The sequence below is a fragment of the Legionella pneumophila subsp. fraseri genome (assembly GCF_000586315.1).
Lineage (GTDB): Bacteria > Pseudomonadota > Gammaproteobacteria > Legionellales > Legionellaceae > Legionella > Legionella pneumophila_B.
In genome coordinates, this window is record NZ_JFIM01000001.1 from 435,878 (window position 1) to 461,559 (window position 25,682).

The window sequence follows — 25,682 nt, forward strand, 5'->3', positions numbered from 1 at the left end:
AAGAGGGGTTATCCTTAGCAGTTCCGTGTTATTAAATTTATTGGCCTATGGATAATACCTATAACCCCCAAGAAGTTGAAGAACAAGCACAACAATATTGGCATAAGAAGCAATCATTTAATGTTACTGAAGATTTAAACAAAGAAAAGTTTTATTGCTTATCCATGTTTCCCTATCCCAGTGGCACCTTGCATATGGGGCATGTGAGAAACTATACTCTCGGTGACGTCATAGCCCGATATCAGAGGGCATTGGGGAAAAATGTCTTGCAACCTATAGGCTGGGATGCTTTTGGATTGCCTGCCGAAAATGCCGCCATCAAGAATAAAATTCCTCCGGCAGAATGGACCAGGAAAAACATTGCCGCCATGAAAGAACAATTTCTACGTCTGGGAAATGCTTATGACTGGAAAAGAGAAATTACTACCTGCGACCCCGAATATTATCGCTGGGAGCAATGGTTTTTTATTCGTTTATTTGAAAAAGGGTTGGTTTATAAGAAGAACGCCGTTGTAAACTGGGATCCTGTTGATCAAACAGTACTGGCTAATGAACAGGTAGTTGACGGTCGTGGGTGGCGTTCAGGTGCGTTGGTTGAGCGCAAGGAAATTTCTCAATGGTTTATTAAAATTACCTCCTATGCTGATGAGCTTTTAAGCTCTTTAGACGATTTGGATGAATGGCCTGCGCAAGTAAAACAAATGCAACGCAATTGGATTGGGAAATCCATAGGCACAGAAATTTATTTCAATGTAAATAATTATCCTAAACGATTGAAAATTTACACTACTCGCCCAGATACGCTGATGGGAGCAACCTATCTTGCTGTAGCAACGGATCATCCATTAGCAAAAGAAGCAGCTTCTAACAATAAAAGAGTTCAAGAATTCCTCGATAGTTGTCAAGGAATTAAGATAGCTGAAGCAGAGCTAGCAACTATGGAAAAAAGAGGGATTGACACTGGAATGACTGCAATCCATCCTGTAACAGGTAAAGAATTACCCATATGGGTAGCTAATTTTGTTTTAATGCAATATGGTTCTGGTGCAGTCATGGCAGTTCCTGCGCATGATCAGCGCGATTGGGAATTTGCACAAAAATACCAATTACCCGTTAAACAAGTAATCAAACCTGTAGATATTGAGCATGACTTTAATCAATCAGCTTATACTGAAGAGGGAATCCTGATTAACTCGAATCAGTTTGATGATCTACCCTCTAATAAAGCTGTTCAAATTATCACAAATTTTCTGGAAGAAAATGATGCTGGCAAAGCTACTATTAATTATCGCCTAAGAGATTGGGGCGTTTCCAGACAAAGATACTGGGGAACTCCTATCCCCATGATAATCTGTGAACAATGCGGTATTGTTCCAGTCCCTGATGAAGAATTACCTGTTGTTCTACCAGAAAATGTTGATTTTACCGGTACCGGCTCACCACTTGCACAATGCAAAGAATTTGTTAACGTAACATGTCCAAAATGTGGCCAGGATGCAGCCCGAGAAACGGATACGTTTGACACCTTTATTGAATCCTCATGGTACTATGCTCGCTTTGCTTGCAAAGGTCAAGAAAATGCCATGCTTGATGACCGAGCTAAATATTGGACACCAGTGGACCAATACATAGGTGGAATTGAACATGCTGTGATGCATCTGCTATATGCTCGCTTTTTTCATAAATTGATGCGCGATGAAGGATTAGTCAATTCCGATGAACCTTTTAAAGCTTTATTAACTCAGGGTATGGTTTTAAAAGATGGGCATAAAATGTCAAAATCATTAGGTAATGTGGTTGATCCAAACCACCTTATCAATACCTACGGAGCCGATACTGCTCGCTTATTTGTCATGTTTGCATCCCCTCCCGAGCAATCACTGGAATGGTCAGATTCTGGCGTCGAAGGTGCACATCGTTTTCTAAAACGAGTTTGGGCTTTTTCCCATCAGCATAGAGACATGCTCATTGACATCAATGATAGTATTTTAAGTGGAAATGGCCATGTCGATTGGAAGGAAGCAGAATCTCGCTTAAAAAAATCACGCCATATTGTGCATCAAATACTTGCTCAGGCAACTCATGACTATGACCGGAATCAATTTAACACGGTTGTTTCTGGCTGTATGAAGTTATTTAATGAAATATCTGATTATTCCATTGAAACTGAAAATGATAAATTTTTTATACACTCAAGCATTAGTATATTGCTGAGGCTACTCGCTCCAATCACCCCACATATTTGTCATTGTCTTTGGCAGCAATTAGGGTTTGATAAAGCAATAATCGATGCACCTTGGCCAAAAGTAGATAAAAGTGCTCTAAAAACTGATGAAGTAGATTATGTTGTACAGGTTAATGGAAAGCTCAGAGCTCAATTTACTGCAAGTACTGATGCTACCGAAGAAGAGTTAATTGCTGCGGCTAAGGAACATGCTCACAACTTTATAGTAAACCATACCATTAAAAAAGCAATTATTGTCCCACATAGACAACTAATCAACTTGGTTATTGGTTAAAAATGTATGGATCGTTCCAGCAATCTCTAAATATTTTACAAAATTTCTCAAATCATAGGTGGCCTTACCTATAATTGCGAATATGAGAGGTTAAAAGAAGAATGACTCAGATCTACAAATATTTAACATCTCTTATACTGATTTGGCTACTAACTGGTTGCGGTTTTCATTTGCGTGGGGCAATTGATGTCCCTGAATGGCTTGACAATGTAGCTATCATTTCCAGGGATGGAAATAAAGAACTGGTTTCTATACTCAAATCTCAGCTGGAAGGCTATAAAATTGATGTCAATTCTGATCCATCCCTCGCAAAATACTGGTTAATTATTAATAGCTCTAGTTTACAACAGCAAATTGTCAGCATTGGAGCAAGTACCAACCCTAGACAATATCAATTAATCTTAACCATTGAGTTTATGTTGCAGACCCCCAAGGGGCAAATTATTAAAACCCCCAGAAAAGTCAATGTGAGTCGTCAACTCACCGTCAATAATGACAGGATATTAGGGTCAAATGAAGAACAAGCTCTTTTAGTCAGCGAAATGAGGCGAGATGCCGCTATTCAAATCATTAATCGTTTAAACCGACCATAATATGCAAATAAATCAACAAGCTCTTACTCAGCTTTTACAAAAAAAAATACATCATCTTAACATACTGATTGGGCAAGATCATTATCTTATTGATGAAGCACTCAATAACATAAAATCAATGCTTAAAAAATCATCTGAGTGTGATGAGAAAATTCTATCTATTCAATCACCAGAAGAATGGCATGTCGTTCTGGAGGAGGCAAATAATTACTCTCTGTTTTATCCAACAGTTATTTTAACCATTTTCTATGATAAAAAAACGATAGATGCAATGGGGAAAAAAATTCTTGGTGAATATCTCAAATCAGCAAATTCTCATAATTATATTATCATCAGAGCCCCTAATCTCACTGCCAAGCAACTTCAATGGCTAACAAATGATGAACAAACACTTGTTGTCATTGCACAACCACTAACCTCTGACGCAATAAAGAGATGGATTCATGAACAATTAAAATTAAATACTATCTCTTTTGATCCATATGTTCCTGAATTAATTTATCAATACACTAAAGGAAATATGCTAGCTACTGCTCAGGTAATTGAAAAAATTGCTTTGAGCAATACACCTGGCAGCCTGATTACCCCTTACCTGGCTCTTGAACATTTATCAGATCAATGTGATTTCTCTCTTTTTGAACTGATTGATTCATGTCTTCTTGGTCATAGTGATAAAGCAATTCATATTTTAAGGCAAGCAGCCAATAATAAAACAGAAATTACATTAGTATTGTGGATGCTTACTCAAGAAATAAGAACGCTATTACAATTATTATTTCTAATGCAACAAAAGATAGATATCAAGACAGCATCCAGCCAATTAAAAATTTGGAATCAAAGAGTTCATTATTATCAATCCGCCATTAAACGATTAAATATCCTGCTTTTACAACAACTACATCACTATTGCCAATCTATTGATGATAGAATCAAATCCAATTCAAATAATCAAGTATGGAATGCTTTAGAGAACGTTTCTCTTTCCTTATGTTTAGGGCAATTATTGGGTGATGCATGCTTAGTATAGCAATATTTGGTGGAACATTTGACCCTGTACATAATGGTCATATCAAGACCAGCTTGGCAATTCAAGCTAATTTTGGCTTTAATTACTATTATTTTCTACCTTGTAAAAACCCAACAATCAAAGCTCCTTCCTGTGCCAACAGTGAACAAAGAGTTGAAATGCTAAAACTGGCGCTCAAACCTTACCCGGATTTTAAAATAGATACCCGAGAACTAGAGCGAGATACCCCCTCCTATATGATATACACTTTGCAAAGTTTCAGACTGGAATATCCCGACTCATCCTTAACTCTGATTATTGGATACGATGCATTTTTAAATTTACCGCAGTGGTACCAATGGGAAAAAATAATATCTCTGGCCAATTTGCTGGTTATTAACAGAGAAGAGTTCTCACAGCAACCTTTAGCAGAATCAGTGCAAGCTCTTCTTAACCAGTATAGAAATGATGATAAAAATATATTGCTAAATCATCATTCCGGTGTTATTTGCTTATATAATGCAGGGCGCTATGATATAGCTTCAACCAGAATCAGAGAACAATTAAAGCAGCATAAAGATGTGAAGAATGACTTACCAGAATCGGTGTACAATTACATTAAGAAGCAGGAACTGTATCAATGATGTTTTCCGTTTTATCAACAGATTTAACCTGCTTTATAAATTCAGGCAAATGGCTATATAATAAAGCTACAACAGGATCAAATCGTGCGTAAAGTTTAGATTTTTGTGAGTACTCCTGATAAGGCAAAGAAGTCATTTTGACTGCAACCATAATCAGGGCAACGATAAAAACTCCACGTAAAAAGCCAAAACCCATTCCTAAAGTTCGATCAGTTCCACTTAACCCAGCTCGTTTTAAGATAAAGCTAAGTATTGCATTCACCACTCCCCCAACAAAGAGGGTAGCAAAAAGAATAATAATAAATCCAATAACTGTTCGTACTGATTGTTCCTGTATATAAGAACTTAACCAAGGATCGAGGCTTTGTGAATAATTAAAACCTAACCAAATAGCTAATACCCATACGCATAATGCAACAAGTTCCTTTACAAAACCACGAAACAAGCCAGTCAATACTGATAAAGCGATAATTGCGACAATTGCTATATCAACCCATTGTAGTTGCATAACTAACTAACTCCGGTATTCACAACAAAGCCATTTAATTGCATGGCGCTAGCTAATTGAGTTTTTAATTTAATTATATCTTTCTTGACAGGTGAATGACCAACAACTACTTTATAAACCACCCCATTCCTGCTATTAGACTTAAGATAGTTGGCCTTATAGCCTTTGCTGCGTAATCGATTAACTAAAGCCTGAGCATTGGCTATTTGTGTAAATGAAGCTAACTGAACAGCATAAATATCTCGTTTAAGTACCGGTTTTCTGGCAGCAACAACTTGGCCGCCCTTTTTGTTAGTATTAACCTTTGCCGTAACAACTGGGGATACTTTTACAGGTGGTTTTGCTGCGGCTAGCGTTATCACTTTCTTTGCCGTAGCATTCGCCGCTTTATTTACTGCTAATTTAATTGGCTCTGATTTAATCGGATTTTCTCTTCCCGCTTCCAGTTTCGCGATTTTAGATGTTCTGCTGAGGTTATCTTCTTCAGTGGTGATGGATTCGGCTTTTACCAGGCTGTTTGATTGTTTTTCAACAGGAATTGGTGGTATTTCTGCCTTCGCTACTTTTATAGTTTTAAATACCTCTTTTTCATCGGTAATCACTACATCAGGAGGCAATGGCTTTGGTGGTAATTTCACATTGACACTAAAATTACTTTCAGGGCTTTGGTTAGATTTTTTTATTAATGCAGGAGCAAAAATCGCCCCCAATGAAATAATAACGGCTAAGCCTACCAAACGATGTTTAACTTTCTCATCCATTATCAGTTTCATTGATTCTCCTTCTGCTCCAAAAGATTATGTTGGGCAGCCATTACATGACTAACCGTAAAAAATGAACCATAAACAATAATTAAATCTTCCTCTGATGCCTGCTTTAATGCCATTTCAAATGCTGTAAGTGGGTCATTATAACAAACTTCTGCAAAAATTTCCGCTTCCCTGAATACAGAAAGCAATTTCTCTTGACTTACCGCACGCTTATTATGTAATTGTGCAGGATACCATCGATTAACACAATCCTTTAAAGGCATAAGCAATCCATAAAGATCTTTGTCCTTTAAAGCAGAGAAAACCGCATGAACTTGCCCTTTGGCATTGATTTTTTTTACCGTATCTGCAAGTAATCGAACTGACTGCGGATTATGAGATACATCGTACAAAATATTAGTCTTTCCTTTTTGTAATTGCAATCGCCCTGGGATATAAATGAGCGCCATCGCCTTCTCCAGGCTATCATAGGATACAGGCAAATCATTTCGCAATAAATGACAAGCCATTATAGCTGCTGCTGCAGACCGAAGTTGAATTTTTGGCTTGGCCAATTGATCAAATTGTTCGCCCAGACAAGTAACCCCCCAATGGTTGGCTTCTTCCTGATAAAAATAGTCTTTACCATATAAATAGGATAATGCTCCCAGTTGAGTCGCAACCTCAACGATACTTTTTGGTGGAGAGAGATCTGCGTAGATAAAAGGTTTATTTTTCCTTAGTATCCCGGCTTTCTGATACCCTATCAACTCAAGTGTGTCACCCAGAAAGTTCTGATGATCAAAATCAATAGTAGTGATAATCGCTAAATCAGTATCAACAATGTTTGTAGCATCCAGTCGCCCGCCAAGGCCTACTTCAAGAATTATGATATCCAGATCATGTTGTTTGAAATACCATAAGGCGGCAAGTGTTGCCATTTCAAAATAGGTTAAATTGGTAGGATGACGTGCTTCTTCAATAACAGAAAAAGCCTTACATAAATCCTTATCTTGAATTGGTGTTAGATTAATTCGAATTCGCTCATTAAACACCAGAAGATGGGGCGACGTGTAGGAGCCAACTTTAAAACCTGATTGGTGATAGATGGTTTCAAGTGCCGTGACTGTAGAACCTTTACCATTTGTTCCTGCGACTGTTATTACCTTGCAATTTGGTCGCTGCAAATTTAATTTCTGTGCTACAGTCAAAACCCTGCTCAAACCAAGCTGTATTTCCTGGGTATTTCTGGTTTCCAGATGAGTTAACCAGTGATTTAAGTCCCATTCACTCCATGGTGTGTGCAAAAAAACTCTCCGCTCCATTATGAGTCAATTTGGAAACCAATTCGGATATAGTTGCTCTGAGATGTTTACGCTCAACTATCATATCAATATGCCCATGTTCCAGCAAAAACTCACTTCGCTGAAAGCCTTCTGGTAAGGTTTGTCTAACCGTTTGCTCAATGACTCTTGGCCCAGCAAAACCAATTAACGCATTGGGTTCAGCAATGATTATATCACCAAGACTGCCAAAACTTGCTGATACGCCACCCATCGTTGGATCAGTTAATACGACAATAAAAGGCAAGCCAGTTTCAGCAAATTTTGCTAATGCTGCTGATGTTTTGGCCATCTGCATTAAAGAAAATAATCCCTCCTGCATACGAGCACCACCGCTGGCAGTAAAACAAATGTATGGCCGCTTTTCTGTTGCAGCAACATTCACTGCCCTTACAAATTTTTCTCCAACCGTCGCGCCCATGGAGCCGCCCATAAAATTAAACTCAAAGGCACTGACAACCACCGGTTGTTGCATTAAAAACCCTTTAACAACAATTAATGCTTCTTTCTCTCCTGTCGCTTTTTGCGCCTGAGAAATTCTATCCTTATATTTTTTGGAATCCCTGAATTTTAATCTGTCCTGGGGCTCCAGCCCAGCAGCCACTTCCTCCTGCCCTGACTCATCTAGAAATTGGGCAATTCTCAAACGCGCGGAAATGCGATGATGAAAATTACAAGATGGGCAAACCATAAAATTTTTTGCCAACTCGGTACTGTAAAGTACCTCATTACAACCAGAACATTTAACCCATAAACCTTCTGGAACCCCCTTCTTTTGAGAGGTCTCTGTCCTTATTCTTGATGGTAACAGTTTTTTAAGCCAGCTCATAAATTAGAACCTAGATATTATCAAATCGGATTATTATACACAGAAAAAAATAATCTGAAATGCCTATGTTAGACGTGAGTTCCACATAAGAAAATAATATATTTTACTAAATTGGCCCGACAATTAGAACGCAATCTCACTGAAAACCCTTATTACTCTTTAAAAATACTCCGGTTTATCTGAATGATTTTAGAGACATTGTTTATAGTGCTATCGATCTTTCTATTTATTTAACACCATCATTTTATTCAATAATTTTTTGCAATTTTTCAAAAAAACACATTCGGCTCTAAAGTTTTTCTTACTATTTCCGATAACTAAATCGGGTACAGTAAATTCACAATAATAAATCGAATTTACTGAATTACAAATGTCCCATACCAGGGATTCAGGTCTGAGGAGACTAAAATTATGGCTCAAGTAATCAATACGAATGTGGCTTCGCTTACAGCCCAACGCAATTTGGGTGTTTCGGGCAACATGATGCAAACATCAATCCAACGTTTGTCATCGGGATTAAGAATTAACAGTGCCAAAGATGATGCTGCGGGACTCGCCATTTCTCAACGAATGACTGCACAAATTCGCGGGATGAATCAAGCAGTTAGAAATGCCAACGATGGTATCTCTCTGGCTCAGGTTGCTGAAGGAGCGATGCAGGAAACAACCAATATTTTACAACGTATGCGTGAGCTTTCCGTTCAAGCTGCCAACTCAACCAATAACTCGTCTGATCGCACTTCAATCCAAAGCGAAATTTCACAATTAAAAAGTGAGTTAGAACGTATTGCCCAAAATACTGAATTCAATGGCCAAAGAATTCTTGACGGTTCTTTCTCTGGCGCAAGCTTCCAGGTTGGAGCAAATTCAAACCAAACAATCAACTTCAGTATCGGCAGCATAAAAGCTTCTTCTATTGGAGGTATTGCCACAGCTACAGGAACAGAAGTTGCTGGTGCAGCAGCAACAGATATTACTATTGCAATTGGAGGAGGTGCAGCCACCAGTATTAACTCTTCTGCCAATTTTACCGGGGCGCTAAACGGGCAAGATGCTACATCTGCCTATGCCAAAGCAGCCGCTATCAACGATGCTGGAATCGGAGGACTATCAGTTACGGCATCTACCAGTGGCACACAAGCAGTTGGCGCAATCGGCGGAACTGCGGGTGATACTTATAACTTAACCATTAACGGTGTTGCTATATACACTAACCTTAACGTAGCAACAGCATTGACTAACTCCGATCTTCGAGATGCCATCAATGGCGTCAGTAACCAAACTGGGGTCATTGCGTCACTTAACGGTGGTAATATGACACTCACTGCTGCCGACGGTAGAAACATTACAGTCACAGAAAGCGGTACAGGTTTTACCGCTGGTACTGACGGTTTAACCGTAACTGGCGGTGCATTTGATGGCGCGCTGCGCGGTACTTTATCAATCAGTGCCGTTGATACTATCGCGATCGGTGGTACTGTCGCCAACGTTGGCTTAAGTGCCAATATCTCTAAAGATACAGTAGGTGTAGATTCACTGGATGTAAGTACAGTGGCTGGCGCTCAAACAGCGATTAAGAGAATTGATGCAGCACTCAATAGCGTAAACTCTAATCGGGCTAATATGGGTGCTTTGCAAAACCGTTTTGAATCTACTATAGCCAACCTGCAAAACGTTTCAGACAACTTATCAGCTGCAAGAAGCCGTATTCAAGATGCTGATTACGCTGCTGAAATGGCTAGTTTAACCAAAAACCAAATCCTGCAACAAGCAGGTACAGCAATGTTGGCACAAGCTAATAGCTTACCACAATCTGTATTATCGTTGTTAGGTCGATAGGATGTCGCAATCGAAGTGCAGCAACAACTGCACTTCGATTTCTTTATACCCCGGTTGATGGGTATAAGAAGGAGTATGAAAAATGAGTATTGAACCTGTACCATCAGTCAATAAGGCGGCTCAAACAGATCAGATAAAGATAGTTGAGGAAGCCTCTAAGCCAGAAATCAAAAGTATGGTTTATGATTCCGCTTTGGATGCCGAAACAAAACAGGCACTGGATAAGGCAACGGGTTTGCTTCAAACTATAATAACGGAGAAAATATCAGATAAAGTATTGCGTAAAATGCCTTCTGATGAGTATTTGCAATTACTAAGCTTGCTTGATGATATTATTAGTGGTTCTATAGATAAGCACGTTTAATAATTTGAAATATTTATTAAAATTTCACTAGAATAATAACAACATAGAAAAGGGATACTCTATGGAACTCTCTTCACCAGGCGTAGGGTCAGGGCTTGATGTAAAAACCCTGGTCGATGCGATAGTTACCGCAGAAATAACTCCATCGCAAGTGCGTCATGATAAACAGTTAAATAGTGTCAATACAGAGTTGTCAGCACTCGGTCAATTAAAAAATTATTTAACTAACTTACAAGCTTCGTTAACCAAGCTTTCTAATCTCAGTCAACTTTACACTATGAAATCGACCATTAGTGATCCGAATTATTTTTCCGTTACTCTGGGGGCTGGCGCAACTAAAAGTACTTATCAAATTGAAACACAAAAACTGGCACAGCAACACAGCCTGGCAAGTTCTTACATGACGAATACCGGAAGCGGAACAATAACAATAGATTTTGGAACCTATAACAGCGACAAAACCACTTTTACACCTAACCCTTCAGCTACTTCAGTCAACATAACCATTGCTCCTGGAAATGATAGCCTTGTTGCGGTACGAGATGCCATTAATAATACTAACTCAGGAATAACAGCCAGCATAGTTCAAGATAGCCTTGGTTCCAGACTAACCATTACTTCTTCACAAACTGGTGAAAACTATGCCATGAGAATTAGTGGCGGAGTTGCCTCATTAAATTATGATCCTACCATGGGAGTGAATTCATTAACTGAAACAGTAGCGGCACAAAACAGTACTGTTAAAATTAATGGATTAACTTTGGTTCAAAGTTCCAATCAATTGAATGAGGCAATAACGGGAGTCACCATTGATTTAAAAAAAGCAGAGATTGGGAAAGTTGTTACCTTAACTATTGATGATAACAAAGATCAACTCACAGGCTTAATCAACGAATTCATAAAGCAATACAATGATACCATGACGTTTTTAACTAACTTAACTGGTTATAACAGTGAAACCAAACAAGGAGGAGTATTTCAGGGCGACCCGCAGTTCCGCAATTTAAAACTCAATTTAAACAAGTGGGCAACTACCCCTTTAGCTAAACAAGACGGCCCAATCCGCTCATTGGCCGATTTGGGAATAATCACCAATAAGCAAGGGTTACTTGAAATCAAGCAAGACAAGTTTAAATCTGTACTCGATAATCACTATAAAGAAATAGGCGCATTATTCGCAAAAACTGCGAAAGTTAATGATACTGGCATAAACATCAAATCGATTAATTCAACTGTAAAATCAGGTACCTATGATGTGATATTAACTGAATTCACTCCTGGAGTCAGTATGTCTGGAACAATAGGAGGTTTACCGGCCACATCATCTGATGGTATTACATTGACAGGAAGTGGCTATTTGAGTGGCCTGTCTATTAACGTATTTTCAGGATCTGCCGGAGCCCGTGGACAAATAACTGTTACAGATGGTATTGCAGTCCAGTTGAGTTCTTTGCTAGATACTTATATTGAAACGAAAGGCGACTTGAACCAAAGAAAAGACCAACTCAACAATCAGATTAAACAGCTGACTAAAATACAGAATGAAATCGATATCAGACGTAAATCAATTGAAACTCGCTACTTAAAACAATTCACTGCTCTGGACACTTTGCTAAGCCAGCTACAAAACACTAGTGTTTTTCTATCCCAACAATTAGCCAATTTACCCCAATTAAAATTGAAATAATAGGAGGTAATGAGAATGAAAAACCTATATTCACAAATTTCCAGCCAATACAAAGCCATAGAGCTACAAACTCGAATAGAAACGGCCTCCCCACATGAGCTTATAGATTTGTTACTTCAAGGAGCCAGATCACACATTGCCACTGCTCAGGGTAATATACAGCGTAACCAAATTAAAGAAAAAGGAGAACACATTGGCAAGGCCATTAGTATCATTGAAGGTTTAAAAATGAGTCTCAATCATGATAAAGGTGGTGAGATTGCCGAAAATTTACTTCAGTTATATGATTATATTCAACAAATCCTTTTAAAAGCCAATTTAAAAAATGATGAAGATTTATTAGCTCAGTCTAATATGTTATTAGCTGAAGTGCATCAAGCCTGGCAATCAATTAATTCCAATACTGATAAAGAACTTTAATATTTGAAATGCGCCTTCATAATTTAGCGTTTGCTTTTTACAACTTGATAGCAACAAAAATAAGAGCTTTCTTGACTTGGCTGATAATAAGAAAATGATTGCCCCTGTGACATCTATTCTCATCCTCCCAATTTAAATAGTTTTAGACTTCTAAATATCAATAAGATATGAGGAGCTATTTAGAATTCCTGTATGAAATTTTGTACACTTTAGGAACAAAAAACAGGATTATAATCTTGGCAAATTTGTAAAGATTTATCGAGTTGGAATATAAAGTTTTTCCATTAAATGCCGCCAAACAGGTTAGGATGAATAAATTAATTTCATTATGAATACATTTAAATCATCACTGGCATTTATAATTTGTCTCTTGTTTAGCATGCAATCAGTACAGGCACAAAAACGATATGGAGAGACTCTTTGCAATTTGCCTGAATATTTTTGCATGAAAATAAAAAACGGTGATACTTGGGATAGACTTTTCCCTAACATCGAAGAGCAAGATATTGTGAGACGAATTAATCGTATGAATATTCGGCTCAAACCCGGTATGATTATTGCTGTTCCCAAAAATATAGAGCGCTTAACTATCTATGACGTCTCACCCTTTCCAAGATATATTGAACCAAGTGGTGAAAAAACAATCTATGTCAGTCAAAAAAAATTGGCATGGGGTGCCTATGATGAAGATGGTGAATTGCTTTGGTGGGGACCAATATCATCAGGCGTTGGCAAATGCAAAGTAATAGGAGGCTGTTCTACACCTACAGGCTCATTTCGCATTATTCGCAAGCAAGATATTGATTGTGTTTCTACTGTTTTCCCAAGAAGAGCAAATGGTGAACATGGTGGTGCTCTGATGCCTTATTGTATGCATTTTTTCAGAGGTTATGCCTTGCATGGAAGTTATGAAGTTCCAGGATATAGGGCTAGCCACGGTTGTGTTCGCATGTTTATTGAAGACGCACGTTGGTTAAATGAAGAATTCATCGACCTCCCAGGTGGGGGAATGAGAGGAACACGAGTAATCCTTGATGCGCCAGATACTCAAGACAATCCAGATAATCTGCAATAATATATTGAAAACACAATCAAAAAACTCCATCCTGATAGACAAATAGTGGCCAACCTGATAATATTTTATAATATTTTATTTAGTGAATTTTGCCATGAGGTGTGTTAACGTATAAATTCACTTTGTGAATAAAATAAGTACATTTTTAATCAAAGATTAGAATATATGGAAATACCATCTATATCCTCTTTTTTGACTAATAACTTTCATAGAATCTAATGATTGGATAAATTTGGAGAACTTTTAAATAATGGCTCATTACAATGTACAATCCGAATCGCTCAATAAAGCAAGTGTCAGCTTAATTATGCCCTGGATGGTGTGGGGCTTGGGTTGCTTATTCTATTTTTATGAATGTTTATTGCAGGTATCCCCAAGCGTAATGAGTAATGAACTCATGAGAGATTTCTCGGTAACCAGTCATACTTTAGGTATTCTGTCGGGCATTTATTTCTACTCTTATGCTGCCATGCAGCTTCCTGGTGGCGTTCTAATGGATTATTTTGGCCCACAACGTTTATTAACTCTTGCCACAGTAGTTTGTGCCGTGAGTACTATTGCCTTTGGCATGACTGATAATTTCTTCATGGCCTGTGTCGCAAGGCTGATGATTGGATTTGGTTCTGCATTTGCTGCGGTTGGCACCATGAAATTGGCAGCCAACTGGTTTCCAGCCCAAAAATTCGCATTATTGACAGGTTTAATGGTCACCATAGGGATGATGGGTGCAATAGGCGGAGAAACACCTTTGGCTCTTCTAATTGATAATTTTGGCTGGCGTGAAAGCATGATTATCATGGGCAGTGTAGGGCTTCTTTTAGCAACTTTGCTCATCCTAATTGCCAGAGATACTCCCAAGAATTTTTCTCCCGCTATCCATCAACATCCTGTCGAGGAAGAACGTTTAATCCCCAGTCTACTCACACTGATAAAGAATAAACAACTTTGGCTGGTTGCTACCTATGGTGGGCTAATGTACATGGCAACACCCGTATTTTGCGGGCTTTGGGGGGTTCCTTTCCTGATGAATAAAATGCTAATAGCAAAATCTACAGCAGCTAATTTTATCTCATTGGTATTTGTGGGTTGGGCAATAGCCAGTCCTTTATGGGGTCTATTTTCAAACCGTATTGGATTACGTAAGCCGCCTATGTATATTGGATGTGTAGGGGCAATGATTTGTTCTTTACTCTTTATTTTTGCCCCCATCACTTCTTCAATTACTATGGAACTTCTGCTGTTTGCCTTTGGTATCTTTTCTGCGGGCTTTTTGCCAGCTTTCTCAGTAGCCAAAGAATTATGTAATAAAAAATATGTGGCCACAGGACTTAGTTTCATGAATATGATGAATATGGTTGGAATAGCATTGGCGCAACCCCTGATTGGCTATATTCTCGATAAAATGTGGCAAGGCCAAATGATGGGGACTGTAAGAGTTTATCCTTTAGAGGCTTACTACACAGCTTTGTCAATTCTTCCAATAGGTATGTTAGTTGCGCTGCTGATATTGCCAAAAATCAAAGAAACCTATTGCCAAAGCGTCAATTAATGAAATAATACCGCAATTTCAACTTGTAGAACGAAAATGGTTAAGAAATTATACATTAAAACAAATGGCTGCCAAATGAATGAATACGATTCTTCTAAAATGGCAGAAGTACTTTATGCTTCCCACGGTTTGGTCAAAACTGATCAAGTCGAAGATGCCGATGTTATTTTATTAAACACATGCTCAATTCGAGAAAAAGCTCAAGAAAAAGTTTTTTCTCAACTGGGTCAATGGCGGGAATATAAAGCTAAAAATCCTCATGTACTCATTGGAGTGGGAGGATGTGTAGCAAGTCAGGAAGGTTCAGATATCATAAAAAGAGCACCGTTTGTTGATATCGTATTTGGACCACAAACATTGCACAGACTCCCTGCCCTGCTCGATGAAAGACTTGAAAAAAATAAGTCCGTTGTTGATATCAGCTTCCCTGAAATAGAGAAATTTGATCATTTACCCGCACCAAGAGCAGAAGGCCCTACAGCTTTTGTATCTATAATGGAAGGCTGTAGTAAATATTGCAGCTTCTGTGTAGTGCCTTACACGCGCGGCGAAGAAATCAGCAGACCATTTGATGATGTATTGGCAGAATGCTATCAATTGGCTACTCAAGGCGTCAGAGAGATTAATTTACTAGGTCAAAATGTGAACGATTATAGAGGCACTATGGATAACGGGGATATAGCCGATCTCGCCTTGTTAATTCATTATATTGCTGCTATCGATGGAATAGGCAGAATACGTTTCACAACCTCACATCCTTTGGCATTTTCAGAAAATCTCATCAATGCCTATGCCGAGGTTCCTGAGCTTGCCAATCATCTACATCTTCCGGTGCAAAGTGGCTCTGATCGCATTTTATCTTTAATGAAGCGTGGTTATACTGCCTTGGAATTTAAATCCAAAATTCGTAAACTAAGGAAAATTCGACCAGACATTCGCTTATCTACTGACATTATTGTGGGTTTCCCTGGAGAAACAGATAAAGACTTCCAAGACACCATGGATCTGGTACACGAAATAGGGTTTGATACCTCTTTCAGTTTTATATACAGCCCAAGGCCAGGAACTCCTGCAGCAAATTTGCCTGATGACACGCCTATGGAGGTAAAAAAGCAACGTTTACAGATTTTGCAAAACAGATTATTAATGAATGCCGCTCGTTATAGTGAATCAATGATAGGTAGTACACAAAAAATTCTGGTTACAGGATTTTCCAAGAAAAGTTCACAGCAATTATCCGGCCGTACTGAATGCAACCGTGTGGTTAACTTTGACGGCCCATCTCATTTAATTGGACAATTTATAGATGTCCAAATTAGTGATGCACTACCTAATTCATTGCGAGGAAGACTGCTTGAAAAGGAGATGCAGCCAGCCTAATGATTGAGCATATCCAACAACAATTATCAGTACCTCGCGAATTACATAACCAACGAGTAGATAGTGTGATTGCTAGGCTACTTCCTGAGTATTCGCGCTCTCTTATCAGTAACTGGATTAAAACAGGTGCTGTTACCCTTAATAATCTGCCTTGCAAACCCAAAGATAAAGCGCTGGGCGGTGATTTAATTACGATTAATGTTAACCATACCATAGTTAATACAGATTTTAACTTTTGTAAACCTGAGAACATTCCAATTCAGATAATCTATGAAGACAGTGAAGTCATTGTTGTTAACAAACCAGCCGGTCTAGTAGTACACCCGGGTGCTGGAAATAAGGCACATACACTGGTTAATGCGCTGCTTCATCATTGTCCCGAACTGCAACTACTTCCTCGTGCGGGAATTATTCATAGATTGGATAAAGATACTACTGGCCTGCTGATTGTAGCTAAAAACCTGATTAGCCATACTTCTCTCATCAGGCAAATGCAAAATCGCGAAATTAAACGTCACTATCTGACATTAGTTCATGGTTATGTCATTTCCGGTGGAACAATAGATACGGGATTTGGCAGGCATCCCAAAAATAGATTAAAAATGGCTGTAACTGACTTCGGGCGTCAAGCTATTACCCATTATCATATCAATAAACGTTACAATGGCTTTACTTTACTGAATGTCAGCTTAATGACAGGGCGCACTCATCAGATCAGAGTGCATATGAACCATATTAACCACCCGGTTGTAGGCGATCAACTGTATGGAGGAAGAATGAAGTTTCCTCCTAATGCTGATGAGGCAATGCTCTCGGTATTAAAACAATTTAAAAGACAAGCGCTTCATGCCTGTTCCATTTCATTTTGTCATCCTGTAAAAAATACAGAGATAACACTGAATGCATTATTACCCGATGACTTCAAACTCTTGTTAAACACTCTGGATCAACATGATGAAAAATAGATTTGCCAATTGGCCAGCCCCTAAAAATATTACCGCTTTGAGCACTACACGCATGTATGGCTTCAGTGAAGATCCCTATGCAAGCAATAATCTTGGGTTGCATGTTGGTGATAATGAACAGCATGTACTTAAAAACAGACAACAACTCATTGAACTTATTGATCTGCCTGCAGAACCTGTATGGCTGGAACAAACGCATAGCACAAAATGCATCACGGCAGAGATTGAAAAAACCAGAGATGCTGATGCTGCAATTACTCGTTTACCTAAGCTCCCTTTAGTCATTATGACAGCAGATTGTCTACCCATATTGCTATGCAATCGACATGGAACTGAAATTGCCGCCATTCATGCTGGATGGAAAGGACTGTATAATGGTATTATTGAAAATACGCTAAAGAAGCTGAATAGCAGTAGGACAGATATAATTGCCTGGATAGGCCCTGCTATCTGTAAAAAATGTTATGAAGTGGGTGAAGAAGTTTACCTGTCTTTTACCAATAAATACTCCTTAACCAGGAATGCGTTTGAGCCTGTTCATAGCAAATGGTTAGCTGATTTACCCCAAATTGCTGAAATAATTCTTAATTTGGAAGGGGTAAAATCGGTGTTTCAGTCAAATTTGTGTACTTTTGAGTTAAAAAATGAGTTCTATTCCTATCGCAGAGAATCACAAACAGGTAGAATAGGCACTTTCATCTGGATTAATGAGTAAAATCAGGATTAATAATATGATTACACGTATAAGATTATTCATAGCAAGTCTGCTTGTATTTTTCATCCCTATAGCCGATGCGGCACAGGATGTTGCAAATATGCCAAGTTTGGCCCCTGTTCTAAAAAATGCGATGCCAGCGATTGTTAATGTGGCCGTTCAAGGGTACTTGCCTAATAATGTGGCATCATCTGGAAACTCAGACGATGATGACGGGGAAAACAACAAACAACCTTCGAGAATACCTGAAAAAGGCAGAAAATTTGAAAGCATTGGGTCGGGTGTTATCATTGATCCTAAAAATGGTATCATTATAACGAATGACCATGTTATACGTAACGCCAATTTAATTACTGTAACCCTTCAAGATGGCAGGAGATTGAAAGCTCGTCTGATTGGGGGTGATAGCGAAACGGACTTAGCTGTTTTAAAAATTGATGCTAAAAATTTGAAATCCTTGGTAATTGGCGATTCTGATAAACTGGAAGTCGGAGATTATGTTGTTGCTATTGGAAACCCCTTTGGATTAAACAGCTTTGGAAATAGTCAATCTGCTACGTTTGGAATAGTTAGCGCCTTAAAACGCAGTGATTTAAATATTGAAGGCGTTGAAAACTTTATCCAAACTGATGCAGCAATTAACCCTGGTAATTCAGGAGGTGCCTTGGTTAATGCAAAAGGCGAATTAATTGGCATTAATACAGCCATTATTTCACCCTATGGGGGGAATGTAGGTATTGGTTTTGCTATCCCAATTAATATGGCAAAAGATGTAGCGCAACAAATCATTAAATTTGGTTCTATTCACCGCGGTTTAATGGGTATATTTGTTCAGCATTTAACACCAGAACTTGCCCAATCAATGGGATACGCCGAAGATTTTCAAGGAGCTTTAGTATCGCAGGTCAATGAAAATTCACCTGCCCAATTGGCTGGTCTAAAGTCAGGCGACATCATTGTACAAATTAATGATACAAAAATAACCCAGGCAACGCAGGTAAAAACAACAATTAGCCTACTGCGAGCCGGCTCTACTGCTAAAATTAAAATCTTACGGGATAATAAACCGCTTACATTAGATGTAGAAGTCACTGACATCAAAAAACATGAACAAAAATTACAATCCAATAATCCATTTCTCTACGGATTAGCCTTACGTAATTTTGAACAAGAATCACCGCCTCATGGTAATGTTGTTGGCGTTCAAGTTGTAGGAGCTTCGGAAACCAGCGCAGGATGGCGAGCTGGCTTAAGACCGGGGGATATTATCATTTCTGCTAATAAAACACCGATTAAAGACATTAAATCGTTACAAACCGTTGCACACGAGAAAAAGAAACAGTTATTAGTCCAGGTATTGAGAGGAGCTGGAGCACTCTACCTGCTGATCATTTAAATCTCTTATCCTAATAACGAAATAACGAATCTTCTTTCTTTAAGCCCATCTCTCAGAGATGGGCTTAACCCCTGATTTTGCTAGTGCGGATTATCAACTATTCTCCAAAACTATCCTTTGCTTGGGAGCACCTTTTTCTTGATATGGCAATCAACTGCACTCCAAACACCTTGCTCTACTTTGAAAAATAATCAAAATTCAATTTAATATAAATTAATTATAAAAAACTCAGGAAACAGTCTTGACATAAACACATGAAAAAGACAAAATCACGACCTCTTGTGGCTATGTAGCTCAGCCGGTTAGAGCGCGGCACTCATAATGCTGAGGTCGGTGGTTCGAGTCCACCCATAGCCACCATTTTCATTCTGATTGGGCAAACACTTGCAGTCCACAATCCATCCTAATTCCCATTCTGCTTTTCCTTTATCACTTCAAACAATTTAATAAGCACTGTAATCGAATCAGGCTCTACTCAGAAATAATATTTGATAATCATCTTGCATCATAAAAAGAAATTATAGTAGCATCGTTACCCATCACATTTCATAATACGGATTTTATTTTGTTCAGGATTAACATAAAACGATATGTGGCACCTCTGTTTATAATCACATGGAATTTACATTGTATTAGCGATGCTTTTTCATCTCAGATAATTTATGGAACACAAAACGCTGCATATATTACCGGAAAAAGTACGAAAAGAATTTATTTTCTTCAGTTAGGCGCTTTTAGCAATAAAAACAATGCTCAGCAGTTGGCAAAAAAAACTCAAACGAAAACACAATACCCTGTAATAATTAGTCATTCAGGTAATGCCTTCTCAGTTCGTGTGGGACCTCTCAATGCACAAGAACTGCATCTACTCAGCATAAAACTTTCACAAAATTCAAATCTTGCTCTGATAAACCATCACTCATCACCAAAGCAGGCACTTAATATTAAGTCAAAACCGCAAATCCTTGTTAAGGAAACTTCTCGCCCTCTTTCAACTCATTCAGTAGCTAAAGAAATGGTGGATAAGAAAGGAAGTTGGTATGTAGCTGCTAAAATTGGAGGACAAGAAACAACACCGGATGATCAGTTTACCGTAAATAATGACAGTGGTTTTGCCAGCCCTTTTGATAAAGATATTTATACAAACAGTTCCGATTCCTCCTTAGTCTTAGGTATTGGCGGAGGCTATCGATTTACAAATATGATTCTCCCTGCGATTTCGGTTGGAATATACTATTCCCATTTCTTTAATATGGACATTAATGGACAGGTAATTCAGTACAGTTTACCCGAATTCAGCAATTATAATTATCAATGGAAAGTAAAATCTGATTTGGTTTTAGCTTCCGCAAAAGCCAATGTCATTAGTTGGAAAAACATAATGCCGTTTGTGCAAGGAGGCGTTGGAGTGAGCTCCAATAAAGGAAGTCAATATTATGAAAGCGCCTTGCCCGATGTCACACCGCGCATCAGCCCCAATTTTGCCAATCATACGACTACTGTGATTGCTTACCAACTGGGAGCTGGTCTGGATTGGGAAATAAAGCCTCAATGGCTGCTTTCCTTGGGATACGAATATTCCGATTTAGGAAAAATACGTTCTGGTTATGGTACTGATAGCTGGAGTAGAGAGACATTGTCCTCGAAAAATTTGACAAGCAATGCAGGAACATTAGGCTTTACCTATTTGTTTCATGGTTAATCAAATATGAGGCACAAGCTAAAACTCCAAATATTGAGAAACCAGAAATTACCTTTGGCTTTCCAGCGGTAATTTATCCAAGATGACTGATTTAATCTTCATAAAAATAATGGGTGAAAGGACCATCATGAAATACTCAACTCGCATCATAATCACCACAATTCTTATGTTATCTGCCTTGTTGGCTTACGCAGGAAAAGATCCCATAAGCTGGCGAGTCAGCGGGGTGTTTCCTGCTCAAAGCAGCGTTGGTCAGACTTATACTGTGACTTATACCTTTACCAATCAGCTGCCTTTTCGATTAGCCAAGGCCTTGATTATAGAACGATCGGCAAGCCCCAACATGGAATTCAATTTTAATGATCAGTGTACCGGTCGGTTATTAAATTCCGGAGAATCCTGTACTGTCGTTGTGGCGTTAAACCCACTTGTAATCGGTCTTAAAACACTTCAATTGACTATTGCAGGATATAGCAAGGATAGAGTTCCTTTACCTCAAACGAGCACCTTAAGTACAGGACAGTCCTTGAGTCCAATCGTTAGCTTCGTCATGGATGGCTTTCCCTCTCAATTAACGCCAGGCTCCACTTCCAGTTATAAATTTACATTTACTAATAACGGGGCTATTTCAGCTACCAATTTATCAGTTAATGTCTCGCAATCATTAGGTACACTGAATTTTACTACGACGTGCAATAACACACTTCCTCCTAACGGAGGAGTTTGTGAAGTCGATGGTACATACACGGTAACCTCTGGAAGTCCATCGGTTCAACAAGTTATAGCAAGTCTGTCCTATGCAGGCCCATCGGGAAGCCCGGTGACAGCTAGAACGAGCACAAATATAGTCAATCCAGCGGCTCCGCTCGTGGGCACTTTAGTACCTCCGAATTATCTTCCCCCATTGATGATTGCTGGCAACCAGTATACAGTCCAGTTTTTATTCACCGCCAGTGGAAGTGTGGATATTACAGCTCCTGGCTCAATAGCCTGTGATGAGGGTGGTAATGATTGCTCGGCAAATGTAACTCCTGTCAGCAATAGCTGTACCCCCCAAACATTGACCAATGCAGCCTGCCAAATGACTGCTACGTTCACGGCACCCCCTGCAACAATCCCCCCCGCTGCCCCACTTACTTACGTTCTAACCGCAACAGTTCCCTACTCTTTTGGAGGAAATCCTCAAGCACCAGCGACTGCCATCACTTCCGGGACAGTACTTGCTGCATTACCGACAGAAAGAACTGTGACTTTAATCAATGAGTGCGATTTTGATGTGTGGTTTTCGTTGAATGGAAGCCAATTAGGTAGCTCACCCAACTGCCCAAGCACACCATGCCCAATTGGCACAAGCTGTAACACCAGTACGAACAAATGCTTTTGGACCAATCCAACGCCAATTAATGGTATATATTTATTAGCAGCCCCTCCTGGCGCTAATACTAATAGTGTAACTATTCCTGTTACCACTGCTGATCCAAGTATTCAATGGAGTGGCAATATTTCAGCAAGTACTCTGTGCAATGGTGTAACCTGCCAACAAGCAGCTTGCGGTAATAATGGTGGTACTACCTCTTGCGCACCAGGTATTGGCTTCACACAGCCAGCCACCCAGGCTGAAATTACGATGAATTTAACCACCTCTGACAGTTATGATGTAGAAGTCATCAATGGTTTTCACATACCGATTTCCATGCAACCGATTTATTATCAATCAGGAGTCACGACTATTGTTGCTACTCCAAATAATTATAATTGCGGAGTACCCGGTCAGCACACTGCTGGCAATGGCTTTGGAGCTTGCAATTGGAATACAGCCACAGTACCAGTCATTAATCAAGTGCCAGGGAATGGATTTTACTGGGTAACTGGTGGTGCTGGTCAAAGCTGTTCCATCACCTCTGCGAATCCGGGTTGCCCTGCGATGACATTATGCGGATTAGACAACAATTTTAATCAGGTTTGTGGAAATTTCTTAGGATATTGGTCAGCCGATCAAGTTTGCGGTTCAAGTAATGTCCCAGCTGCAGTACAAAGTTATTTTAAATGCAATCAACCCCTCCCTACTTCTACAACGCCTTTTTATCCTTCCGGCGCTGTCTTATCGAATTTGATGCTTTGCTCTGTTCCCACAGGATTTACTGGTCCAAGATACAATACCTGTTATAATTCTTACCCATCATATTCCTCTACAGACATTGCTCAATGTTGTGGGTGCGCAGACTGGTGGAATCCTGCTCAAACCAACAATGTAGCGATTCAAGCTAACCCAAATACAGAAAGTTGTACTCAGCCTGGCGCGTTGCAACCACAAACCAATGCCCAGTGGAATTCCTTTGTACAACCAATGATACAATGGATGAAACAAGCATGCCCTTCTGCCTATATTTATCCTTTTGATGATAAAACCAGTGGATTTACTTGTACTAATAACCTTTCAGGGCAACCTAACTCCACAAGCTATACCATCAGGTTCTGTCCAGGAGGCATCACAGGGCTTCCAGCAGGAGTACAAGAGGGGCGTACATAAAATACATAGCTAGTATTAACGCTTGGTACTTTATAGTTACAGGAAGTGAAGCGTTAATACTGGCACAATTTAACAACAATTACTTTAATATAACATCCTGAACCTCAAAGATTCGTCTGTCAGCAGAAAACTTATCTTGAAACAAATGAATACCTTCCTCACGCATCTTAGGCGCCAATTCAGCCAGATACCTTGCCAGGTTATCTCTATTGTCCAGCTGGTATTGAACAGTCAATTTTTCCTTACCCGATTTTGTTTCTTTTTCCTGCTTTAGAATGTAGGCTTGCATAAATCCTGGAAATTGGATTATTTCCGCAACATGTTTTTTGAGCCATGCTTGAAATTGTAAAAATATCTCCGGATCAATCGTTAGGTTTACTTCATAAATCACCATAATTTATCTTCCCAAATTCCCATGATTTGAATTCACCAATTGCACACAACAACTGGATTTATTTTTAGAATAATGAGTCATGCCATGATTGGATACGATCTACCATAGTTACTTGAATTTTAAATGACCGATTATCTGTTTGCCGCTGATTTACAATAGTATCCATAAAGCATACTCAGCATACCTTGAACAAATCAAAAAATGTAGACTATTTGGCAAGACATTCAAAAATCAGATAACAATATTAATAACGCAATATTCCCAGCAAATCTTTATTAAAAAAAGTTCCATATTATTTTATTTTAAATGATAATGATTATCATTTTTATTTAAAATAAAACCAAATGCTGTATATAAGAAATTACATTAGGACAAGAATTATTTTAGGAATATTAATGTTGAATGTTACCGGGTTAGCTTTTGCAGACGCTGGAGACTCTTTATTTAAAAATGAAAAATTGACCTACGATGGACATCTGTTTTTTAATGCCGCCAACTCAACAATACAAGGTGAAAAATATTTGCTGAATCAGCAGCTATCCAATATCAAAATGGGGTCTGAATTACAGGTGACTGATTGGAACAAAATGAAAGGCTTGCTAATTTATAACACCTTGCCTACCCCAGTGGCTCCTCAATTTTATTTTGAGCAATTTTATGACGAACTCCAAATAGAGTCTTCAAATATTTTCCTTGCATTTGGAAAAAAATGGCTCACATTTGGAAATTATAAAAGTGATTTAATTTATAAACCACTTACAAAAGCCTTGGGACAAACCAACGAAGTGACCGCTATTATTGGATACGATTCCTTGTATTATGCTAACGCTTCTTTTTTTAAACCCTATTCTCGCATAAGTACATCATCACTTCCGCTTTATTATAATCTGAATACAGGAGTACATAATCAAACAATTGATGCAGGAGTCAGTTATTTATACTCATTAGCAGAAAGTCAATTATTTCAATACAACAAAGGTTTTGGCGGATTTTTATCATACTCATTAAAAGCAAGGGTTCCGGGATTTGCAACCTATTTTAATTTAAAATACCAAAAAATAAGCACTTATCTTACCTATGTTACTGCAATCAACCCCTTTGCATTAGAAGACATGAGTTATAACAATAGAAGAGCTATACCAAAAGCATTAAGTATACAAAATAGTTATGATGTGAATATTAAAAAATTTTCTTTTAAAATCATTGGTTTTTATGACTACACTTTTCAAGCTCTGGCACTTGGAATACCGGAACAAAGACTGGGACTGGGATTGTCAGCGACCCCTTTTCCTTATATTGGTATTCAATTTCAGTATTCCAGAGACTATAGTTATGGAAATAGTGCCATAGCCTCAGGAATCAACCATTTTGTAAATGGCCGTAATATAAAAACGAATAATTTGGCATTACAAACCATACTGAATTTTTAAATTCAGGCTCTCAATCAAAAATAAAAACTATCTTTCTATTATTTA

The 25,682-nt window shown here is 38.6% G+C and carries 22 protein-coding genes and 1 tRNA gene; 18 read left to right on the forward strand and 5 right to left on the reverse strand.

From position 1 onward, the window contains the following. Nucleotides 1-47 precede the first annotated feature (47 nt). The 4 genes from leuS to nadD all read left to right on the forward strand — a co-directional run bounded on the left by leuS (nt 48) and on the right by nadD (nt 4,762). Entirely contained in the window at nt 48-2,519 is a 2,472-nt protein-coding gene (gene leuS, locus CC34_RS0101945; RefSeq protein WP_027226860.1) for a leucine--tRNA ligase, read from the forward strand. A gap of 101 nt (nt 2,520-2,620) precedes the next feature. Next, a complete protein-coding gene (locus CC34_RS0101950; protein WP_027226859.1) occupies nt 2,621-3,112 on the forward strand; it encodes an LPS-assembly lipoprotein LptE in 492 nt (163 codons plus the stop codon). Between the two features lies 1 nt (nt 3,113). Beyond that, nucleotides 3,114-4,139 (forward strand): DNA polymerase III subunit delta, encoded by a 1,026-nt coding sequence (holA, locus tag CC34_RS0101955; RefSeq protein ID WP_028378529.1) that lies wholly within the window; start codon nt 3,114-3,116, stop codon nt 4,137-4,139. Next, a complete protein-coding gene (gene nadD / locus CC34_RS0101960; RefSeq protein ID WP_028378528.1) occupies nt 4,127-4,762 on the forward strand; it encodes a nicotinate-nucleotide adenylyltransferase in 636 nt (211 codons plus the stop codon). The genes holA and nadD overlap by 13 nt, the downstream gene beginning before the upstream one ends. Here the strand turns inward: nadD and CC34_RS0101965 are convergent. The 4 genes from CC34_RS0101965 to accD are packed head-to-tail and all read right to left on the reverse strand — an operon-like array spanning nt 4,737 to nt 8,191. Next, nucleotides 4,737-5,270: a CvpA family protein gene (locus CC34_RS0101965; RefSeq protein ID WP_027221530.1), complete on the reverse strand. Its 534-nt coding sequence runs from the start codon at nt 5,268-5,270 to the stop codon at nt 4,737-4,739. The two genes, nadD and CC34_RS0101965, sit on opposite strands and share 26 nt — an antisense overlap. A 2-nt stretch (nt 5,271-5,272) precedes the next feature. After that, a complete protein-coding gene (locus CC34_RS0101970) occupies nt 5,273-6,043 on the reverse strand; it encodes an SPOR domain-containing protein (RefSeq protein WP_028378527.1) in 771 nt (256 codons plus the stop codon). Then, nucleotides 6,040-7,326, reverse strand: coding sequence for a bifunctional tetrahydrofolate synthase/dihydrofolate synthase (gene folC / locus CC34_RS0101975; protein ID WP_028378526.1), 1,287 nt, complete (start codon nt 7,324-7,326; stop codon nt 6,040-6,042). The genes CC34_RS0101970 and folC overlap by 4 nt, the downstream gene beginning before the upstream one ends. Then, nucleotides 7,307-8,191: an acetyl-CoA carboxylase, carboxyltransferase subunit beta gene (gene accD, locus CC34_RS0101980; protein ID WP_027226854.1), complete on the reverse strand. Its 885-nt coding sequence runs from the start codon at nt 8,189-8,191 to the stop codon at nt 7,307-7,309. Before accD ends, folC begins: the two co-directional genes overlap by 20 nt. Nucleotides 8,192-8,602: 411 nt before the next feature. Here accD and CC34_RS0101985 point away from each other — a divergent pair, with 411 nt between their 5' ends. The 13 genes from CC34_RS0101985 to legT all read left to right on the forward strand — a co-directional run bounded on the left by CC34_RS0101985 (nt 8,603) and on the right by legT (nt 23,813). Beyond that, nucleotides 8,603-10,030 (forward strand): flagellin N-terminal helical domain-containing protein, encoded by a 1,428-nt coding sequence (locus CC34_RS0101985; RefSeq protein WP_027226853.1) that lies wholly within the window; start codon nt 8,603-8,605, stop codon nt 10,028-10,030. Between the two features lie 82 nt (nt 10,031-10,112). Further along, nucleotides 10,113-10,394, forward strand: coding sequence for a hypothetical protein (locus CC34_RS0101990; protein ID WP_027226852.1), 282 nt, complete (start codon nt 10,113-10,115; stop codon nt 10,392-10,394). 61 nt (nt 10,395-10,455) lie between these two features. Next, nucleotides 10,456-12,081: a flagellar filament capping protein FliD gene (fliD, locus tag CC34_RS0101995; protein WP_028378525.1), complete on the forward strand. Its 1,626-nt coding sequence runs from the start codon at nt 10,456-10,458 to the stop codon at nt 12,079-12,081. Between the two features lie 9 nt (nt 12,082-12,090). Beyond that, entirely contained in the window at nt 12,091-12,501 is a 411-nt protein-coding gene (fliS, locus tag CC34_RS0102000) for a flagellar export chaperone FliS (protein ID WP_027226850.1), read from the forward strand. 328 nt (nt 12,502-12,829) lie between these two features. Then, a complete protein-coding gene (locus CC34_RS0102005) occupies nt 12,830-13,576 on the forward strand; it encodes a L,D-transpeptidase (protein WP_027226849.1) in 747 nt (248 codons plus the stop codon). Between the two features lie 250 nt (nt 13,577-13,826). Then, on the forward strand, nt 13,827-15,125 hold the full coding sequence (locus tag CC34_RS0102010) for an MFS transporter (RefSeq protein WP_027226848.1): 1,299 nt from the start codon (nt 13,827-13,829) through the stop codon (nt 15,123-15,125). 36 nt (nt 15,126-15,161) lie between these two features. Continuing rightward, on the forward strand, nt 15,162-16,505 hold the full coding sequence (gene miaB / locus CC34_RS0102015; RefSeq protein ID WP_027226847.1) for a tRNA (N6-isopentenyl adenosine(37)-C2)-methylthiotransferase MiaB: 1,344 nt from the start codon (nt 15,162-15,164) through the stop codon (nt 16,503-16,505). Continuing rightward, a complete protein-coding gene (rluD, locus tag CC34_RS0102020; protein WP_027226846.1) occupies nt 16,505-17,470 on the forward strand; it encodes a 23S rRNA pseudouridine(1911/1915/1917) synthase RluD in 966 nt (321 codons plus the stop codon). The genes miaB and rluD overlap by 1 nt, the downstream gene beginning before the upstream one ends. Continuing rightward, nucleotides 17,460-18,185 carry a peptidoglycan editing factor PgeF gene (pgeF, locus tag CC34_RS0102025; RefSeq protein ID WP_027226845.1) on the forward strand — a complete coding sequence of 242 codons (726 nt, stop codon included), beginning with the start codon at nt 17,460-17,462 and terminating at the stop codon, nt 18,183-18,185. The genes rluD and pgeF overlap by 11 nt, the downstream gene beginning before the upstream one ends. A 16-nt stretch (nt 18,186-18,201) precedes the next feature. Continuing rightward, nucleotides 18,202-19,581 (forward strand): Do family serine endopeptidase, encoded by a 1,380-nt coding sequence (locus CC34_RS0102030; RefSeq protein ID WP_028378524.1) that lies wholly within the window; start codon nt 18,202-18,204, stop codon nt 19,579-19,581. Between the two features lie 283 nt (nt 19,582-19,864). After that, nucleotides 19,865-19,941, forward strand: a tRNA-Met gene (locus CC34_RS0102035). 205 nt (nt 19,942-20,146) lie between these two features. Continuing rightward, nucleotides 20,147-21,283, forward strand: a complete 1,137-nt coding sequence (locus CC34_RS0102040) for an SPOR domain-containing protein (protein WP_028378523.1) — start codon at nt 20,147-20,149, stop codon at nt 21,281-21,283. Between the two features lie 82 nt (nt 21,284-21,365). Next, a complete protein-coding gene (gene legT, locus CC34_RS0102045; RefSeq protein ID WP_080274058.1) occupies nt 21,366-23,813 on the forward strand; it encodes a Dot/Icm T4SS effector LegT in 2,448 nt (815 codons plus the stop codon). A 79-nt stretch (nt 23,814-23,892) separates the two neighbouring features. Here legT and CC34_RS0102050 read toward each other — a convergent pair whose 3' ends face one another. After that, entirely contained in the window at nt 23,893-24,207 is a 315-nt protein-coding gene (locus tag CC34_RS0102050) for a DUF4286 family protein (RefSeq protein WP_027226842.1), read from the reverse strand. A gap of 344 nt (nt 24,208-24,551) precedes the next feature. On the opposite strand from CC34_RS0102050, the gene lbtU reads away from it, so the two are divergent. Then, nucleotides 24,552-25,637, forward strand: a complete 1,086-nt coding sequence (lbtU, locus tag CC34_RS0102055; RefSeq protein WP_080271957.1) for a siderophore legiobactin import outer membrane protein LbtU — start codon at nt 24,552-24,554, stop codon at nt 25,635-25,637. The last annotated feature ends 45 nt before the right edge of the window (nt 25,638-25,682 follow it).

What these genes read in the sequence shown, in the direction of transcription:
- leuS (WP_027226860.1), top strand. Translation starts at nt 48, where the DNA reads ATGGATAATACCTATAACCCCCAAGAAGTTGAAGAACAAGCACAACAA.
- CC34_RS0101950 (WP_027226859.1), top strand. Translation starts at nt 2,621, where the DNA reads ATGACTCAGATCTACAAATATTTAACATCTCTTATACTGATTTGGCTA.
- holA (WP_028378529.1), top strand. Translation starts at nt 3,114, where the DNA reads ATGCAAATAAATCAACAAGCTCTTACTCAGCTTTTACAAAAAAAAATA.
- nadD (WP_028378528.1), top strand. Translation starts at nt 4,127, where the DNA reads ATGCTTAGTATAGCAATATTTGGTGGAACATTTGACCCTGTACATAAT.
- CC34_RS0101965 (WP_027221530.1), bottom strand. Translation starts at nt 5,270, where the DNA reads ATGCAACTACAATGGGTTGATATAGCAATTGTCGCAATTATCGCTTTA.
- CC34_RS0101970 (WP_028378527.1), bottom strand. Translation starts at nt 6,043, where the DNA reads ATGAAACTGATAATGGATGAGAAAGTTAAACATCGTTTGGTAGGCTTA.
- accD (WP_027226854.1), bottom strand. Translation starts at nt 8,191, where the DNA reads ATGAGCTGGCTTAAAAAACTGTTACCATCAAGAATAAGGACAGAGACC.
- CC34_RS0101985 (WP_027226853.1), top strand. Translation starts at nt 8,603, where the DNA reads ATGGCTCAAGTAATCAATACGAATGTGGCTTCGCTTACAGCCCAACGC.
- CC34_RS0101990 (WP_027226852.1), top strand. Translation starts at nt 10,113, where the DNA reads ATGAGTATTGAACCTGTACCATCAGTCAATAAGGCGGCTCAAACAGAT.
- fliD (WP_028378525.1), top strand. Translation starts at nt 10,456, where the DNA reads ATGGAACTCTCTTCACCAGGCGTAGGGTCAGGGCTTGATGTAAAAACC.
- fliS (WP_027226850.1), top strand. Translation starts at nt 12,091, where the DNA reads ATGAGAATGAAAAACCTATATTCACAAATTTCCAGCCAATACAAAGCC.
- CC34_RS0102005 (WP_027226849.1), top strand. Translation starts at nt 12,830, where the DNA reads ATGAATACATTTAAATCATCACTGGCATTTATAATTTGTCTCTTGTTT.
- CC34_RS0102010 (WP_027226848.1), top strand. Translation starts at nt 13,827, where the DNA reads ATGGCTCATTACAATGTACAATCCGAATCGCTCAATAAAGCAAGTGTC.
- miaB (WP_027226847.1), top strand. Translation starts at nt 15,162, where the DNA reads ATGGTTAAGAAATTATACATTAAAACAAATGGCTGCCAAATGAATGAA.
- rluD (WP_027226846.1), top strand. Translation starts at nt 16,505, where the DNA reads ATGATTGAGCATATCCAACAACAATTATCAGTACCTCGCGAATTACAT.
- pgeF (WP_027226845.1), top strand. Translation starts at nt 17,460, where the DNA reads ATGAAAAATAGATTTGCCAATTGGCCAGCCCCTAAAAATATTACCGCT.
- CC34_RS0102030 (WP_028378524.1), top strand. Translation starts at nt 18,202, where the DNA reads ATGATTACACGTATAAGATTATTCATAGCAAGTCTGCTTGTATTTTTC.
- legT (WP_080274058.1), top strand. Translation starts at nt 21,366, where the DNA reads ATGACTGATTTAATCTTCATAAAAATAATGGGTGAAAGGACCATCATG.
- CC34_RS0102050 (WP_027226842.1), bottom strand. Translation starts at nt 24,207, where the DNA reads ATGGTGATTTATGAAGTAAACCTAACGATTGATCCGGAGATATTTTTA.
- lbtU (WP_080271957.1), top strand. Translation starts at nt 24,552, where the DNA reads ATGCTGTATATAAGAAATTACATTAGGACAAGAATTATTTTAGGAATA.